This is a genomic window from Flavobacterium sp. KACC 22763, from assembly GCF_028736155.1.
Lineage (GTDB): Bacteria > Bacteroidota > Bacteroidia > Flavobacteriales > Flavobacteriaceae > Flavobacterium.
In genome coordinates this window covers 1897013-1914060 of the sequence record NZ_CP117879.1, presented here as the reverse complement: position 1 = coordinate 1914060, position 17048 = coordinate 1897013, and the positions used below count along the sequence as shown (strand labels likewise).

Annotated in this window: 16 protein-coding genes; 5 read left to right on the top strand and 11 right to left on the bottom strand. The window is 43.0% G+C overall.

Annotation, left to right across the window (positions count from 1 at the left end):
- Window position 1: 1 nt before the first annotated feature.
- Genes PQ463_RS08070 through PQ463_RS08060 form a run of 3 tightly spaced genes read right to left on the bottom strand, consistent with a single transcriptional unit; the run spans window position 2 to window position 7098 of the window.
- A complete protein-coding gene (locus tag PQ463_RS08070) occupies window positions 2-2638 on the bottom strand; it encodes an alpha/beta hydrolase family protein (protein WP_274257134.1) in 2637 nt (878 codons plus the stop codon).
- A gap of 22 nt (window positions 2639-2660) precedes the next feature.
- Window positions 2661-4064, bottom strand: coding sequence for a RagB/SusD family nutrient uptake outer membrane protein (locus tag PQ463_RS08065; RefSeq protein ID WP_274257132.1), 1404 nt, complete (start codon window positions 4062-4064; stop codon window positions 2661-2663).
- Between the two features lie 10 nt (window positions 4065-4074).
- Window positions 4075-7098: a SusC/RagA family TonB-linked outer membrane protein gene (locus tag PQ463_RS08060; protein ID WP_274257130.1), complete on the bottom strand. Its 3024-nt coding sequence runs from the start codon at window positions 7096-7098 to the stop codon at window positions 4075-4077.
- 502 nt (window positions 7099-7600) lie between these two features.
- Here PQ463_RS08060 and PQ463_RS08055 point away from each other — a divergent pair.
- The gene (locus PQ463_RS08055; RefSeq protein WP_274257128.1) at window positions 7601-7993 is read left to right on the top strand and encodes a helix-turn-helix transcriptional regulator; all 393 of its coding nucleotides are present in this window, start codon (window positions 7601-7603) and stop codon (window positions 7991-7993) included.
- A gap of 58 nt (window positions 7994-8051) precedes the next feature.
- Here the strand turns inward: PQ463_RS08055 and PQ463_RS08050 are convergent, their stop codons facing one another.
- Window positions 8052-8228, bottom strand: a complete 177-nt coding sequence (locus PQ463_RS08050; protein WP_274257127.1) for a BF3379 family histone-like protein — start codon at window positions 8226-8228, stop codon at window positions 8052-8054.
- 77 nt (window positions 8229-8305) lie between these two features.
- Window positions 8306-10003, bottom strand: coding sequence for an AraC family transcriptional regulator (locus PQ463_RS08045; RefSeq protein WP_274257126.1), 1698 nt, complete (start codon window positions 10001-10003; stop codon window positions 8306-8308).
- Window positions 10004-10226: 223 nt separating this feature from the next.
- On the opposite strand from PQ463_RS08045, the gene PQ463_RS08040 reads away from it, so the two are divergent.
- From PQ463_RS08040 to PQ463_RS08025, 4 genes are all read left to right on the top strand, one after another.
- Complete coding sequence (locus tag PQ463_RS08040; RefSeq protein WP_274257125.1) at window positions 10227-11024, top strand: hypothetical protein; 798 nt, start codon at window positions 10227-10229, stop codon at window positions 11022-11024.
- Between the two features lie 23 nt (window positions 11025-11047).
- A complete protein-coding gene (locus PQ463_RS08035) occupies window positions 11048-11914 on the top strand; it encodes a helix-turn-helix domain-containing protein (protein ID WP_274257124.1) in 867 nt (288 codons plus the stop codon).
- Between the two features lie 50 nt (window positions 11915-11964).
- Window positions 11965-13146: a hypothetical protein gene (locus PQ463_RS08030; RefSeq protein ID WP_274257123.1), complete on the top strand. Its 1182-nt coding sequence runs from the start codon at window positions 11965-11967 to the stop codon at window positions 13144-13146.
- A 111-nt stretch (window positions 13147-13257) separates the two neighbouring features.
- Entirely contained in the window at window positions 13258-13458 is a 201-nt protein-coding gene (locus PQ463_RS08025; RefSeq protein ID WP_337992883.1) for a YqaE/Pmp3 family membrane protein, read from the top strand.
- 205 nt (window positions 13459-13663) lie between these two features.
- On the opposite strand, the gene PQ463_RS08020 is transcribed toward PQ463_RS08025, so the two are convergent.
- The 6 genes from PQ463_RS08020 to PQ463_RS07995 form a co-directional block, all read right to left on the bottom strand.
- A complete protein-coding gene (locus PQ463_RS08020) occupies window positions 13664-14110 on the bottom strand; it encodes a hypothetical protein (protein ID WP_274257122.1) in 447 nt (148 codons plus the stop codon).
- Between the two features lie 119 nt (window positions 14111-14229).
- Window positions 14230-14784: a YceI family protein gene (locus PQ463_RS08015; protein ID WP_274257121.1), complete on the bottom strand. Its 555-nt coding sequence runs from the start codon at window positions 14782-14784 to the stop codon at window positions 14230-14232.
- A gap of 5 nt (window positions 14785-14789) precedes the next feature.
- Window positions 14790-15203, bottom strand: a complete 414-nt coding sequence (locus PQ463_RS08010) for a cytochrome c (RefSeq protein ID WP_274257120.1) — start codon at window positions 15201-15203, stop codon at window positions 14790-14792.
- 18 nt (window positions 15204-15221) lie between these two features.
- Window positions 15222-16064 carry a DUF5777 family beta-barrel protein gene (locus PQ463_RS08005; protein ID WP_274257119.1) on the bottom strand — a complete coding sequence of 281 codons (843 nt, stop codon included), beginning with the start codon at window positions 16062-16064 and terminating at the stop codon, window positions 15222-15224.
- A 23-nt stretch (window positions 16065-16087) separates the two neighbouring features.
- Window positions 16088-16480: an OB-fold protein gene (locus tag PQ463_RS08000; protein ID WP_274257118.1), complete on the bottom strand. Its 393-nt coding sequence runs from the start codon at window positions 16478-16480 to the stop codon at window positions 16088-16090.
- Between the two features lie 29 nt (window positions 16481-16509).
- Window positions 16510-16914 (bottom strand): winged helix-turn-helix transcriptional regulator, encoded by a 405-nt coding sequence (locus PQ463_RS07995; protein ID WP_274257117.1) that lies wholly within the window; start codon window positions 16912-16914, stop codon window positions 16510-16512.
- Window positions 16915-17048: the final 134 nt, after the last annotated feature.

The window sequence follows — 17048 nt, the reverse complement described above, 5'->3', positions numbered from 1 at the left end:
ATTATTGAAGGCCATTTTTTATCCAATCGGCTGGAGGGATGTTTTTTAAATGGAAGTCAAACCACTGGCGGATCCTTTCTGAGAGATCCAGCTGATTCTCAGAGGACGCCAGATCGTGCCCTTCTCCTGAATATACAAGCATGATGTTCGGTTTTCCAAGACGGCGCAATGCCAGATAGTATTCTCTGCTTTGGTTCCAGCTGACGTTTTCATCAGCGTCTCCTGTCCAAGAGAGCAGTGGAGTGGTGCAGTTTTCGGCATATTCTATCGGTGAATTTTTCCTGTAGCCCTCGCGGTTTTCAAATAGCGAGCTTCCCATGCGGAACTGGTGGTTTTCAAAGAGCCACATCAGAGGCTTGCCGAACAGCCCTACTGAGAGATAATGGCTTGTAAGATCCGAAATTCCCGAACCGGAAACAGCGGCCGCAAAAAGAGGGGTCTGGGTAATGATGAAATTGGCCTCATAGCCTCCGAAGGAATGGCCGATCAGTCCGATTTTATTTTCTTGGATAAGGCCGCTTTTCATCACTTCCTGTGTTGCAGCGATCACGCAGTCCGCTGCGGATAATCCCGGATTGCCTTTCTGATACGTAATATCGGGAAGAAGCACGAAGTATCCCTGTGTTGTATACGCTGATATGTTGAATCCTTCCGCATCCGATTCTGAAGGGCTGACATAAGTATGGATTTTGTCTGAAAACTTCTCGTAAACATGTACGATCATGGGGTATTTCTTCTGCGGATCAAAATCTGCGGGATAATATAAAATGCCTTTCAAGGAATCTCCAGCGCTATTTTTGTAATGCATAATTTTTGCCTTCCCCCAATAGAAAGACTCCTGCTGCAAATTGCTTTGGAAAATAAGTTTAGGCCCCTGTTTTCTGTTCTTTTTCACCATCAGACGGGGAGGCAGCTCGTAATTCTGCTCCATATACATATATGCGTTAGCAGACGATGCCTTTGCCATAAGGCTCAGGTTTGAATTATGGGAGTATGCCAGTTTTTCCATTGATCCACCCGACCAAGAGTAGTAGCCTGAACCGCCATCTTTGTCTGAGGCTTCCAGCAGTAATTCCTTATCAAGATTTATGGGATCCAGTATCCAGCCGTCGTAATTCAATCTGCCGGCTATGATTCTGGAGTAGCCTGCCAGACGGAATCTGGTTTTGGTTTCCCGGCCATGGGTCAGGCGCCTTGCAGAAATTCCATCCGGGGTTACAGCCCAGATATCATATTCATCGCACAGGACTATTTCATGATCGAGGGGCGTGAATCCTAAAAAAGGATAGGATTCTTCTGCATTAGGATGTTCGCTTTTATTATGTGAAAAGGATTCTCCGATATTCTTTGTGATATGGGTGCGGGTCTTTTTTTGGATGTCATAGATCCACCAGCCTCCTTCTTGAAAATACGCTATGTATTTCCCTGTTGGGGAAGGGATGGTATAGAGGAAAAAATCGGAATGTTTCTTTAGCATCAGCTCTTTTTTGCCGCTGGCCAGATCAAGGAAATAATAATCCTTTGGGCCTTCCCTCATATATTGGGGTTCATACTGTCTGGTATTGGAAATTACGGCATGCTTCTGATCTCCGGTGAGCATGGCCTGAGGCAGTGAATCGTTTGAAACAAGCCTGTAGCGGTCTTCCTGCGGATGCCATAATCCAAGATAGACTCCCTCAAACTTTTTTTGCTTTTCTTCCGTTGGGTAGATCCATTTGGCATTTGCATTCCAAAGCTGCACATTTCTGCTTTTATTCGCGCCATCAGATTTCTCTTTTTGCTGCAGGCCGAAAAATACGCTTTTCATGTCTTTTGAAATCTGCACTTTATAGCTGGCTTTTGGGATAGCGAGCGTATCTCCGAGGAATATCTGCTGCGTCTGGATATTGGAACGATGCAGCTTGGCATTGGGGATATCATATAGGAACAGCTGGCAGCCGGATTCAGCATCTGTTTTTTCCGTAAATGCCAAAGCATCTCCTTCCCTGTGCCAGGTTAGATTGTCAAATGTGCCAGCAGTGGTGCATATAACCGTATTTCGCTCCGTTGCAGGATCCAGCAGGTTTATTGAGTATTGGCCACCATTTTTTGCGGTGTAGAGCAGCAGACGTTTTGCCGGGTCGGAGACAAAGTCTTCGACGCCTGAAATATGATATTCCCCCTTGCCGTCCGGAGATTGAATGGAAAGCGTTTTTTCTTTTGTAATTTCTTCTTTTAGAATTGCAATTTTACAAATTGAAGGGAGGTATGAGTGTTTTATGACTCCTTCTACTTCCTTTTGCCGGCCGGTCTTTAGATCTATTTGATGAAGGCATTTTTCTGTTTTATAAGCAAACCAGTCTGAAGAAATGAAATTGCCCCTTTGGCCCAGAGCAAAAGAATATTTTTTGGAAGATGCCGTGCTTTTTAAAAAAAGCGTATCGGCTCCGTCTTGCCGATATACAGTATAGCTTACCCAGTTCCCGTCTGGACTGATTTTTTCAGGATACAGTTCTTCCCATTTTTTATAGTCGGCCGGAGTCAGATGCTTTTTCTGCAATGCCTGCCCCGTTAAAGGGCAGGTGACTAATTGCAAAACTAAAACTAAAAAAAAGACTGCCTTGCGACAGGGTAACGGCATTTTGATATGTTTTTTCATTATGGCTGGATCAGTATTAAGGTTAGTAGCCTGGATTTTGAGGCTGAAGATTTGGATTGAGATTGAGCTCGCTCTCAGGCAGAGGCAGCAGCCTGTCGGTATCGTTCCAGCCTGTTTTGGACTGCAGAGCAGCGTTTATTCTGCCTGTGCGCTTCAGGTCAAAGAAGCGGTGTCCATACTCGGTGAAGAGCTCTTTTCTTCTCTCTACTATGACGGCCTCGATAATCTGATCTTTGGATTCTGCCTGCAGGCTGCCGAGCCCCGCTCGGCTTCTTATCATGTTGAGGTCTTCCAGCGCTCCGTGAAGATTTCCAAGCTGCGCGCGCGCTTCTGCTCTTATGAGATACTGTTCCGCCAGACGCAGAACCATAGAATATTCTTTTGAAGCGCCGGTAGATTGCGATTCTCTGTATTTAAAGGCATGATGCCATATTCCCGTTTCGTTTGAAACTTCAGCTATCCAATGCGTTTTTCGAAGATCCTCCATCTCAAATGAATTAACCAGAGATTCATTCAATGCGGCTAGAGGAGGAGCGCCGGAACTGAAAATAAAGATGCTGGCCTCATCCGTGTTTTTTCCGGTCAGTGATGGCATGAACTGCCAGATAGCTTCGCTTGAATTTTTTAGAAACACCTGATCCAGATCTGTTTCCAGATGATAGAGGGATTTCTGCTGCAGCACTGCCGTGGCCATGGCTTCAGACTCTTCCCAGTCCGCTTTATAAAGATGCACCCGGGCTAAAAGCGCCTGTGCCGCAAATGAATTTGGACGCACTCGATCTGAAGTCAGGTAAGAGGGAGGGAGCATCAGAGCCGCGGCTTCTAAATCTGCTATAACGCGCACATAAGCTTCACTTTCGGGCATTCTGGCCACTGTGCTGTTATGCATGTATTGGGTTGTCTCAATATAGGGAATGCCGCCAAAGAGCTGGAGCAGATAGAAATGGAGAAGCCCCCTTACAAATAGAGACTCACCCTGCAGCTGTCTTTTCTGCTGCTCATCAAAATTGGCAGACTTGAGGCCTTCAAGAATGGCATTGCAGGCATAAATCTGGCTGTAGGAGCTGTTCCAGAACAGAGCGATATTGCTGTTGGAAGGTGAGACCGTATTGGTGTAGAAAGCAAAGGAAGCATCGCTTGAGGCATCATACCAGTCCAATTCGTCGGTGTAGCATCCCAATTGGACCGATAATCCGAATTGTGTGCCTGTGAGTATGCTTGAGTCGCGCATTTTAGCGTAGACATCCGCCATAGCGGCATTGGCTGTCGTGTAGTCTTCAAAGACAGCCTGGCTTGAGAGCTGTGATTTTGGAAAACCGGCATCCACAAAAGAATCGCAGGCTGCGGCAGAAAAAAGCAGAGCGAGAAAGAATATTTTTTTACGAATGAACCAAAGGTTCGGCTTGCTGTTATACATTGGTTTCATAGGACAGATTTTAAAAGGTTAGCATAATTCCTGCTGTAAAGATTTTTAAGGGCGGCAGATAGCCTGACATGCTGAATTCAGGATCTCCATCCTTGTATGGAGTAATGGTCAGAAGGTTCTGCCCCTGCAGCGAAACGGTGCATTTGAGCTCTTTTGCGTTAAGCGGGACATCGTAAAACAGCGCTACGGTCTTTAGCCTTACGTATGACGCATCGACAATTGAGCCATCGCTCATCGCAAAACGGGATTGGGCTAAGACTGCCGCTGGATTATACCCGGCAGAATAGATCTGATAGGGGCCTGCATCTCCCGCGCTGGTCCAGCTTTTGGTCATCCTTTCAGGCTGATTACCAATATATCCCGCTAAGCCATTGTCAAAGCTTTGGTTGCGCTGTTTGACAAACTGAAAGAGAAAATCCAGTCTCCACTGCTTGTATCGGAACTGGTTCTGGAAACCTCCAAAATAATCCGGATTAAGATTGACTACAGTCTGCCTGTCATCGGGAGAAGAGATTATGCCGTCATGGTTCTGGTCTTGGAACTGGTAGATGCCCGTTAGGGGATCGAGTCCTGCATAGCTGTACCGCAACTGGATATTCAGCGGTTCTCCGATGCGGTATCTGTTCTGGTAGGTGGAGCCGTTGAGGTTTGGGAATGCCAAGAGCCTGTTTCTGGAAAAGCTGATGTTGATATTGCTGGTCCAATTGAAATTTTTCCTGCTGAAATTAGCTGTGCGGAGCGTGAATTCCAATCCCCTGTTCTGCACTGTTGCCGCCAGATTCGCCTGAATCTGGGAGAACCCCGTGGTGCCGGGCAGAGGAATTCCCACCAGCTGGTTGGATGATCGGTTCTGATACCATGCTGCGGTCAGAAAAATGCGGTCGCCGAAGAATCCAAGTTCTGCCGCGGCCTCTAATTTCCTGTTGACTTCCCATCCGAAGTTTGGATTGTAGAGACGGCTGGGCTGCAATCCGATTATATTGCCATAAGTGGCGCCTGAAGAGACATAGGTATTGAGATACTGGTAATCGCCAATCTGATCGCTTCCCGTAGTACCGAAGCTCGCCCTTAGCTTTCCGAAGCTGAGCCATGAATTTTCAGAAAGGAAGCTTTCATTGGAGAACAGCCATGCCAGACCCACGGCGCCGAAGTTTGCAAATTGATTGCCGGGGCCGAACCGGCTTGACCCGTCACGGCGAGCGGTAAGATTTAAAATATAGCGGTCCTTCCAATTGTAGTTGGCTCTGCCGAAAAATGCCTGATAACGGTACAGCAGCCCATCGCTCAAGAGCACCTGCTGGTAGGCGGCAGAGGCAAGATTGTAAATAAGGCTGTTGGAGCTGAAGCCTGTTCCAGACTGGAAAAGGCGGGTGGTATTTTGCTCTTGGAAAGTCCCCCCTAATAGAATTTCCAGTCTGCTCCCGCCGATTTCTTTTTTCCAGTTGATCTGCGGTTCTATAATCCAAGAACTGCGATCGGTATTATTGAGTATTATATTTGAAACCGCACTGGTATAGCCATAGGATGGGTTGTATATGGTCGAGGGATTAATGCGGCTTTCGGTATGCTGCAGGTCTGTATAGCCAAAACTGCCTCTTATGATAAGATTGGGAATGATCTCATAAGAAAGCACGCCATTGGCCAGCAGATCGCTGGTCTTTGAGACATATTGCGATGCCAGAAGGCGCAACGGATTTTCCCAAGTGCCATTTTCCCAGTTTAGATTGCCTTTGGAATCAAACAGGGCGGGAGCATTCGGGGCCAGCGTGCGGGAATCGAAAGTGAAGTCGTTTGCCGGCTGGTCATTGTTTTGCGAATTGTAGCCTGCTGAAATGACCAGACGGAATTTATTGTCGGCTGACTGGTGGTTTAAATTGAATTGCACCCCGCCCTTTTTATACATAAAATCTCCCGGAAATACTGTGGTTTCGGTATGGTAGCTGCCGCTTAGCAGAAATTGGGTGTTTTTGGAGCCTCCGCTCAAGGTTCCCTTTATGTCCGTGATAGCGGCGGTACCGCCAATAAGTTCCTTCTGCCAGTCGGTGTATCTGCCCTGATCCCAAGTTCCGTTAATATCATAGTCCCGTTTAGGGTATTTGGTTCTGCCGTCATTTATGAATGCCTGACGGCGCATAGAGAGGTACTGTTCGGTATTCATGAGCTTCATGAAACGGGTGACTCTTCCAGCTCCTGATGATGCGCTGAAATTAAAGCTGGTTTTCCCTTCTTTTCCCTTTTTTGTGGTGATCAGCACTACGCCATTTGCCCCTCTTGAGCCATAGATGGCGGTTGCATCGGCATCTTTGAGCACCTCTATGCTTTCGATTGCTGCCGGGTTGATGCTGTTAAGGGGGCTGGTATTGAAGGTGGGGAAGATGGTTGAGGTCTGTTCGTAGCCTATGGGGTCTGTGGCATAGGGAACGCCGTCTATGATGTAAAGGGGATTGTTGGCATCGGGCCTTATGCTGTTCTGGCCCCGTATTTTAATATCGAATCCTCCGCCCGGAACTCCTGTTGTCTGGGTTATCTCGACGCCTGCCATACGGCCCTGCATGGTGGCAAGCACGTTGGTGACGGGCTGCGTTTCAATGTCTTTTGAGGTGATCCGCGCGATGCTTCCCGTGCGCTCGCTCTGTTTGACCGAGTAGTAGCCAGCATTGACCCGGACTTCCTGCAGTTCAGTGGTGGACGACTGCATGACAATATCCATAACAGGTTTTCCTTTTACGGGAATTATGGCCGTTTTGAATCCAATAAAGGAAACCGACAAGGTGTCTTGGACGGAAACCAAAATGGCATACTGGCCTGTAAAATCGGATACCGTGCTGGTCTTGGCTCGTCCCTTGACCGCTATGGTGACGCCTGGAATGGGACTAGTTCCGTCGGAGACGGTTCCGGTGAGCATATAGGGTTCTGATTTTTGGAAGAAGTGCCGGGAATTTTTGGCTGAAACGGCGGAGAATGAAAGGAGCATTGCTGTAAAAAAAAGGCAATAAAGAGCCTTTCCATCCTTGGAAAATGAAAAATAATTCATAATATTGGGATTGGTTAGTTAAATGGATATTTGATTAGCTAAGGTCCTCTGCTCTAGTTTGGTCGCTGCAGCTGAGGGCCATTTTTTGTTTATTATGGTAATTAAATAGTGTTTCTATGCATTGATCAAAGTTTTAAATTTTTAAAAGCGAAAATTCCAAAATTTAAAGTAGCGCTAGAATCTGAAGAAGAGAGGTACAAAAAAAGGGCAGGTACTCACTTTAAACGTTATCGAGGCACTGGCGGTACCCTACCACGAATAAGTGAGCCCACGCCCATATTAAGGCGTGAGCATTGACACTTATCATCTCGTGGTTATTTTAAACGCCAGTTTTCGATAACGAGATTCAAAGCGAATGCTTCAAATATTTTTATGTGAAGAATCGCAAAGTTAATATTCAAAAATTGAATAAAGAGCAAATATACCTAAAAAATATTCACATACATATAAGTATGTGTTAAACTTTTATTTAATCCCGTTATTTCTGAATTAATAAAATGACATGATAGTAGAACTTATTATTTCGGAATTAGATTTTTATTTAATTGAAAAAGTTAGAGAATTACGAAAAAAAGAGAATATCTCACAAGTGCAATTGGCTCAAAAGATTGGGGTATCTGAAGGTTTTATAGGTCTTGTCGAAAACCCTAAACAAAATCATAAGTATAATATTAGAATGTTGAATAGAATTGCAAATGCATTAAAACTCAAATCCTATTTTGACCTGTTTCCTGATAAAGTATTATCTAATGATATTGTTAAAATTAAAATTGAACTTTTTGATTCAAAAAATAAAGATCGAAATTCTAGATTTAAAAGTGTAAAGATCACTTCTTGTACTGATTCAGAAATAGAAGAGTATAATAAAAAGCAATCTAGAAGTAAATCCAATTAATCTTAAAAAAAAGCCTTTCAATTGAAAGGCTTTTTAAATAAAGTAAGATAAAAGATAATTATTTCTTAGATTCTTCAATAGAAACTTTTCTGAATTCTTTTAAAAGCTTTTCAATTTCTAAAGATGATTTGCGGGCTCTCGCTCCGGCAGCTTTTACTCCTTTTTCAGCTAATGCATCCGATTCTGTTTTGAATGTTTCGATTTCAGCATTGATTTTTGCCAATAGATCTGTCATGGTATTTCTTTTTTTTAAATTACAGTAGCAAAAATATGAAGTTAAATAGGATATCCCAATCTCTATCAAATAAAATTTCAGGGCTTTTCTTTTTTTAGCTGCCCGATGAAATAGGAGGGGGCTATGCCCGTTTTTGCCATAAAGGCTTTGGTGAAGCGCTCTGTGGTGCTGAAGCCGGCTTCCTGAGCCAGTGCGGCGTAGGTGTAGTATTTCAATTTGCTCTCTGTCTGGAGCAGCGGTATAATATAATCGATGCGCAGTCCGTTTATGTATTCGTTGATTCCTTTATGTCTGTAGTGCTCCAGTATGTTTGCCAGATATTTGGCATTGGTGTTAAAGTCGGCCGCAAGGCTTCCTAGCTTCCAGTCTTTTTCGAGAAACCGCTTTTTGTTTTCGAAATTTTCAAGCTGTTTGAGAAGTAGGGAAGCTGTTTCAATGCTGATATTTTTTAAGGGAACTGTATCCGTTTTAATTTTTGAACTGTTTTTCTTTGCATCAAGCTCCTGCATAAGCAGCCGATAATTCTTTTTATATATGTTTCTGAGCCTATAGTGGCGGCAAATCAGCGCAATGATGCTGATGGACATTAAAATGGTGCAGGCTATGAAAATGCGTTCATGCTCTTTTTTCCAGGAAAGCTTCTGTCTGATGGTCTTGTTTTCTGCCGCTATCTTTTCCTTTTCCGAGAGAAGCTCTTTGGTGTCATACTGCTTGTGGATCTTTCCCAATATGTATCTGCTGTTTTCTGTCAGCAGGGTGTCAGCTTTAAGCAGCTGGTCGATGTAGTAGCTTTGCCTGTTTAAATCTTTTGCGCTTTTGGAATAGCTGATCAAGAGTTCAAAGGCCTGCCTTAAATCCGGGCGCAGGTATTTCTTTTCATTGAAGATTTTATCCACTAGCGCAAAATAGCCTGCAGCTTTTGCCTTCTGGCCCAAAGACCAGTAGCTTTTGCCGATGTAAAAGTATCCGACGGCTTCATTGCCGAAGTCATTGTTCTCTTTGATGGCTTCAAGGGAGGATTCGATATTTCTTATGGAGGCGCCGTAGTTCTTTTTGAAGTATTCGTTGATTCCTTCAGAATGCCTGAAGTATGGAATCATTTCTTTGATGCCGAGCCTTTGGCTTTCTTCGATACCGAGCCTGTTAATTTCAGAGCACCGTCCGTAATCTCCCAGTTTGTTATAGCAGAGCCCCAGCATGTGCAGTGAATTAAGGTAGGGTCTGGGCTGCTGACTTTTATAATAGCCGGCGCATTGCTGCATCAGTGAAGCTGCTTCCCCATAAAAGCCGATATAGAATTTGGTCAGGGCGATGCAGTATTTTACCTTATGGATAAGATACTGGTCATTGGTTTTGGAGATGTAGCTGTTGGCTGTCAGATAATTGTCCAGGGCTTCCTGCTGCTTTTTCATTCCGTAGTAGACGGTTCCCCTGCTCAGATAGGCGCCACCAATCAGCCTGCTGTCATTGGATTTTTTCGCTGCATATATCATGCTGTCCGCATACATCAGGCGCTGTTTTGCAGGGGAGATTAGTGCCAGATTCTGGTAGCCGCCGATAATCTCCTTGCAGTTTTTCTCATTCTGGGCTTTATACAGATAGGCAAAGGCATAAAGTGCCGCACTTGCGCTGTCTTTTTTAAGAGCGTAGAATCTGCTGTCCAGATATTCGTAGTTCTTTTCCTTTAGGGAATCGGGAATCTTCCAGCTGTTTTTCTGGGCTGAGGCCAGATAAAAGAACAGCAGGAATAATAAAAGCAGGTTCGGTCTATTCATAAGCATGCGATTTAAGGGGGGGTACTGATTATGGAAATATTGGGCATTGCCTCTTTGATGTGAGAATAATTTTACTTTACAATATAAATGTAGCATAAACAATTGGATAATAGCAGATTATTTGTGGGAAATGCACTATGGATTTCGCGAAAATCCGAAGTGGAAATAATGAAAACCCGAAGATAAAAGGTTGCGGGGCATTTTTAGGCGGAATAGCTTTGCCTTGAATTCAAAAAGCAAAATGCTGGGCAGGGTGCCGGGCAGAAGTTCTGCTTATCCGGATGAAAAGGACTGGGAGAAGTTCCCATTCATATTCAAACCACTTATTATGAAAACCATTTTATTATGCATCATCACATCAATTTTTTTTATTTCATGTTCTGCCGATTCTGATTTTCAGGCTCAGGAGAAACAATCCGGCATTGCCGGAAAGGGTACTGCCCAGATCCAGTATCCAAGCAATCCCGAGAATCCTTTCGATCAGCAGGGAAGAGAGATTTACCGCCTGCTGGATCTTTACCATCAAAAGAATGCGTCTCCCAATTCAGTGTCAGAGCTTGCCCGCCAAATTAGGTTCCTTATGGAAGGGGTAAACGGCGGATCGGGAAAAAGCGGCAGACTTATACCTTTTACTGATGACCTTGTGCAGTCCATTATGGACGATCCTGATAACAGCATGATCTTAATTGTACAAAATAGCGTTCTGCAGTCCTATGCAAAGGAAAGCCTCATTATTTTTCTTCAGGAGCTTATTGTTAAAAGGCAGGAGGTATTTAGTGTCACCAACAGCTATATTATAGGATATGAGGCCCAAGTGCTCGATGATGCCGATTTTACTTCAGAGGAAGCAGAGACCATTTTGACCGTAGCCTCCATTTCAAGGTATTCGCTCTATTCTGAGGAAGAGCGCAAGGATAAGGATTGGGACATTCTTGTGGGAAACAGATCATGCAGACCTTTCTTTGAAGCTAATGAAGCGCCGCTTGTCAGAATAATCAGCCTTTTAGGCAGGCTGATTTAGGCTGTCTCATATCAGATTCCATTATGCTGAAAGATTTGATTGGCGGCAAAATGAATCAGCTGTCTTTTTCAGGCGTTGCCATTGATTTGGTTAAGGAATATGCGGCTAAGCTTTCTTCAGAAGAATCATTTGTTCTTCATCATCCCGTTATGCTCTTAATGAAGTCAGGCAGATTTAAAATGCGCACTGGAGAAAGCATTCAGGATCTAAAAAAGCATGATCTGCTGATGCTCCCGCCGAAAATCAGCTGCAGAGCAGTTGAATGGGAGGATGGGCCGCAATTTTATGTGATTGGGCTATCTGCCAGCAGGATGAACCGAGGCTCTAATTTCCATTACACAGATTCTCTGTTTTACAGGTCAGTGAGGGAAGCCATAAAAATAGGCCTAGATGTGAAAGACTATAAAGTGCTGTCGCTGATATGCAGGCTGCTTTATAAAGAAGGGGATAGAACTGAACCTGCTGATTTTGATAGGGAATTATGCCGCATGAGTGCTGATCTGCTTTTTTTTGAAATGAAGCTCATCCATTCCAAGTACTTTAGCCTTGCTGCATTGCATGCTTCGAGAGGAGAAAGGCTTTCACTGCAGTTTTTGGCTGTTCTTGCCATTCACTGCCGAAAGCATCACAGCGTGAAGTTTTATGCCGGTGCGCTGTATGTCACTTCAGGCTATCTGAATAGGGTGGTGAAGGAAATAACAGGAAAATCTGCCAAGAAGACAATAATTGAGGCTGTGCTTGTCCAAGCAGTAAACCTGCTCCAAGATTCCAATTTCACCATTGCTGAAATAGCGGAAGAGCTGGAGTTCAGCTCCCTTTCCGCATTTGACATTTTCTTTAAGAAATTGATGTTCTGCACCCCGTCTGAATACCGTTCGAAATGCCCCTAGAGATTTAAGAGTCGTTAGTTTTTAGTATTAACTGCAATTGAAACATGAAAATGATGAACAATAGATATCCTTTAGAATGGCTGGATGATCTGATATTGGAACGTTTTGGCTCCAATGGAATGGATGCGGGCCAATTGACCAAAGAGCAGCTGGCTGCGATTTCAGAAGATGCGGCAAAAGAGTCGGTGAGGATCCGGGTGAGGATCAAAAACGAAATATTTGCCCTGAGGCGCAGAAAGCAGATCCGCCTTCTGGTCAGAAAGTACCATTCGACATTGATTTTCCTATTGGATGCGATGGCGGACAGGCAGAAAGAGGGTGCCTTTCAGAATGCTGCCTTGTCAAGGTGTGGTGAGGATATCATAAGATGCCTTGATGGTCTGCTGTCATTTTTGGAGCAGCGGTATTCGGGCTATTTGAGTTTGGATGAAAGGATGCCCATTGTGTATCTGCTGGTCTGCAGAAAAGAGGCGCGGCTCAAGCTGAAACGGCTTCAGAAGCTTCAAACAGGAAGCGGGCAGATGCAGCAGGCTTTAGGAGCGGTTGTGGAGGAACTGGCCCAATCTCTTTCGATGCAGGGCAGCAGCAGAGCAACTTTCCGCCAGGCGATCTATGAACGGACCCTTTTAAATGAGCTTTTGCAGATTGACTATTCTCAAGACGAAGCGATGATTGCGCTTTTGGACCAAAAGCTGGTCAGTTTGAATTTCAACAGCGCCGTTTATATCAATCTGCTGATAAGCCGTTTTATGTCCGGATTGGAAGAGCGGGAAAGCCTTTCTGAAAAGCTCGCTTTTTTATCCTATTTGCTTAAAGAGGTCAGTCAGATCCCTTCGGGCGGAAAGCTGTTTTTCAATGCTGGTCTTGAGCCTGTAAAAACAGTATTGGAGAACTGGTTCAGACGCGAGCTTGAGTATCTGGAAAAACAGATAGAGTTTGCCGGGGGACAAGGTCTTGCCGGTTTGGCCCAGAAGCATGAGAATAAACTCGAATGCGATCTCTCGGCAGATCAGATCGGGATTATTCTCAGAGCTGCCGATGAGGCTCGCGTGGTGAAGTCCAGATCAATGAGCCTGGTCTTCCAAAGGATAGTGCCCCATCTGTCCACCGCCTTTAAAAGGGATCTGTCCTACCAGTCGGTGCGCAGCAAATCCTATAATGCGGAGGAGAACGACAAGAATATTGCCATACTCACTCTGGAGAAGATGATCAGGAAAATCAGGTCGTATTGAATGCCTATTTGATTATCTGATTTTCTTTTGAAACAAAATCTGTTGAGAGGCGTCTTACTTGTTTTAGCTCTGAATTCTTTTCTTTTACCGTATCATTAAAACCAAAAAACTATGATGACCTTAATTGCCATATTTTTTCCCTCGCTGTCTTTTCTTCTGCGAGGAAAGCTTCTCACAGCTCTTTTATGCCTTATCCTTCAGATCACGCTTATCGGTTGGATTCCCGCGGCCATATGGGCTGTAGTGTCGCTTCAGAATGCACGAGCAGATAGAAGGGCCGGTAAAGTGATAAGGGCAATGAAGGCAAAGTAGGAACGGCCAATAGCTGGTGATCCATCAATCTGAGTTAGCGCCTTTTTAAGGTTTTTGGCAATCGATCTGATGGCTTTGGCTTTTAGGAGGCCTATTGGGTCTGCAGGATGATTTGGGCTAAAAATTTGCCATGGCCGAAGGTTTTAAAATCCGCATTATATTCCCTAATTTGCGGCAGAATTTTTAAGAAAAAAAATGATTTTAATCAAGTTTGGGAATTGGTGCTGATCTGATTTCTTAGCGCCGCATTTAATTGCATTTTAGTCTTTGGCAGATGCGACAAAACCTGTTTAGGCGTTTTAACAACTTCTCTGCTGATTGGATCAAACCATTTTACTTCTTTTATAACTTCTGCACAGCATTCATTGTTTGAGTTAGAAAAGCAGCTCTTGAAATTGATAGTGTCCCCTATATGGCAATATTTCATTTCAACTGAAAAGGATTGGGTAAACATCAAAGCTTTATGGCAGATTAATTCATGATTTCCTTCCTGTAAGCCTAAATGCATGGAATTGAGTTTTTCTTTTGAAAATCCGTTATTGAATAAAAAGTGATATAACAGTCGAAGGGCATATGAAATGTATGCGGCATCTTCCATAACCATATAATCATTTACATCTTCTCCGGTAACAATGTAATTTCTGCAGATCATTTTAGTTTAATTTTAAGGTTAAAAAAAGAGACCGGCGCTATAAATTCACACCGGCCTACAGAACATTTGTCATGTTTAATGCTCTTTCAAATCTGGATAGGGCTGATTATTAAAAGAGATTATTTAATTAATGAAAAATTATAATCAATCTCGATTTTGTCGGCAATTTTCTTTCTCACAAGACTAGGTATTTCAATAGCAAAGTCTTCAGGTTTTACTTCAAATGAGCCAATGGCTTTAACTCCATTTTGAGCTTTGGAGATTTTTACAATCACTGAGACCGGTTTTGTTTTTCCGTGAATGGTGAGATCTCCTTTTAATGTGAAATTTTTGGGTGAAGCTGTAATTTTTGAACTGTCAAAATCTTCAACTTTACCTTTGAAAGTTGCTTTTGGAAATTTTTCAGATTCCATGTAATTTTCATTAAAGTGCTCTTCCATCAGCGCCACTTTAAAACGAAATCCCTTTATAAGCACCAGACTGGCAAAATCCCCCGTTGTCTGATCCAGAACAGCCGATGCTGATTTGCTTTCGGCGGCAACTTCTTCGTAAGATGGCATGGATGCCTGAAATTTTATATTGCCTGTTTTTGTAATTAGTTTTTGCGCAGTTCCCTGAGTATGTGCTGCTATAGCTACCAGTAGCGCTAAGAAAATTAGATATGGCTTTTTCATAAAAATTAGTTTTCTTTTAGCCCATCGGTGTTCCATTTTACAATTAGATCAATATTAGCCTGAGCCATTCTGCCGCCTTGAGGCATAAGTCCCTGCTGGCCGCTTTGCAATTGAATTCTGCCTAATAGACCAGCATTTTCTACAGCAGCTTTTACCTGCGCATAAGTAGTTAATGGTCTGAAAGATGCCGATCTTCCGCTTGAGTGGCAGCTTATGCAATTGGCATCAATAATAGATTTTACATCTTTATTGTAGGTAATAGCAGTTGTTGGATTTGTGGGATCCGTCGGGTTTGTCGGGTTTGTCGGGTTTGTCGGGTTCGTTGGACTTGTTGGCGTTTCGATCTCCTGAGTTGTATCAGAATCACTGCAGCTTGCCAATGCAGCGAGTAAAATTGTAAGTGCGATTGTTTTTTTCATGATTTATTGTTTTAATTGTTAGAAAACTCGGTAAAGGTTAAAGCCAAAGAAGAAATCTCCTTTGCCCCAGTCGCCAGAGGCATTGGTAAGATATCCGCTCTCGCTCATAGATTGTGAATTGGTAAATATTAATTGAAATATGTGTCCGCCAGTTTCTATATCAAGGCCCACAGACAGCGGATTTTTATAAAAGTCCGGCTTATCAAAATTGTGCATGTATTCTAAATTGACAGACAGCCTCTTCGTGATCTTATAGCGTCCCCCGCCGCCAAAAGAAAACTGATTGTCCCTTTCTATATCAGGATTGTAAAGGTTCTTGTGTATAAAGGATGGCACTAATTCTAATGAGAATTTTTTACTCACTTTTCTGGAAATTAAAACCTGCTGCACATAGGTCATGCGATGTTTGGATTCTAAGCCCGGGTACTGGTCTTTTTCCAAAAAAGTATTGATGTCTGCCACACTGTATCCAACAATGTCGAGAGGGAAACTATCGTTTTGTCTTGCCATTCGATACTTTAATCCGATTTCATACATTTTGTTTAAAGTATGTCTGGAAAGGCTCGCTGATAGCCAATCTGTAATGCCATAAATTCCCCCAAGTTTTGTGGTGGCATTGTCAAGGCCGAAAAAACTGTCAAAGCCATCTTTTACAGAGCCGAAACGGTGTGAAACCACAAAATAAAACTCTTTTTTAGCCGGCATTTTTGTGGTCTGCAGCGTTACCAGCTGTAAAGCTTTAAAGGTTGCTGTAGAATAGCTTTCTTCTGTCTGAGTAGAATCAAGACTCTTTAGTAAATCATCCTGAGAATAGGCCAGTGTTGCTAAAAACAGGCAGAACGGAACTAGAATTTTCTTCATAAATTAATTAGTATTGGTTTGGGTTATTTAATGCTGCATTGGTCAATTTTGACTTCCATAAACAGTTCGTCATATCCAATGCATTTGCCTTTAATCGTAGTTTTTTTATCGATCATTTTGTCTTTTAGCTTTTCTTTGAAAAGGCAGAAAACGCTATTTTCAAGTACAATTGCAGAATCGGTTTCTTTGGTTGCAGCTCCTGTTATTTCAATAGTTTTGTTGAGATATAATGCATCTGCTTTTTTAGGATCTGCGGTATAGTCTTCAAGAAGTTTTTTTGCCGTTAAACTAAAATCTGGAGCTTCTGATTCTATATTGCGGGCTTCTTTAAAGATGACTCCATAATAAAAGTAGATGCCCCCAGAAATTATTAGCAGTAATATTGCGGCTAGAATTGCTGTTTTTTTTCTTTTCATATTTGGTTTGTATTAGTGATAAATAATAATCAGCCAGCGCTCTTTTTTACTTGATGGCTTTCATCGCGCATTTTTTTTCGATGCTGTAGGCCAAAATCCCGTAATGATTTGATAATAGGTTCCAGCGAAGAACTGTAATCGGTTAATTGGTACTCGGTTTTAGCGCGGCTTTGATCATCTGTTTTCTTTTCAACAAATCCGTTTAGTTCCATTTCTTTCAGTTCATGGGCCAAAACTTTGGAAGCAATTTTGTGCACTTCTTTCTGAATTTCAGAAAACCGTTTGCTGCCTTGCATAAGGGTCAGGATTATCGGAATTCTCCATTTTCCGCCGATCATGTAAATGGCGTCCATAATGGATGCTATTTCAGACTTGCATTGTGATGCAAATCTGATCTGCCGTTTATTGGATGTTGAATTTTCTTGTGTATCCATGCTTTAAAACTGTCTCAAATCAAATGATGATTCTATAGTGAAACAGCCTTAGTAAAGATTACCCTACCAAAGAATTGCGATTTTTTGAAAAAAGAATAAAATATAGAATAAGAGTTTTAAAAAACTCTTGCGGA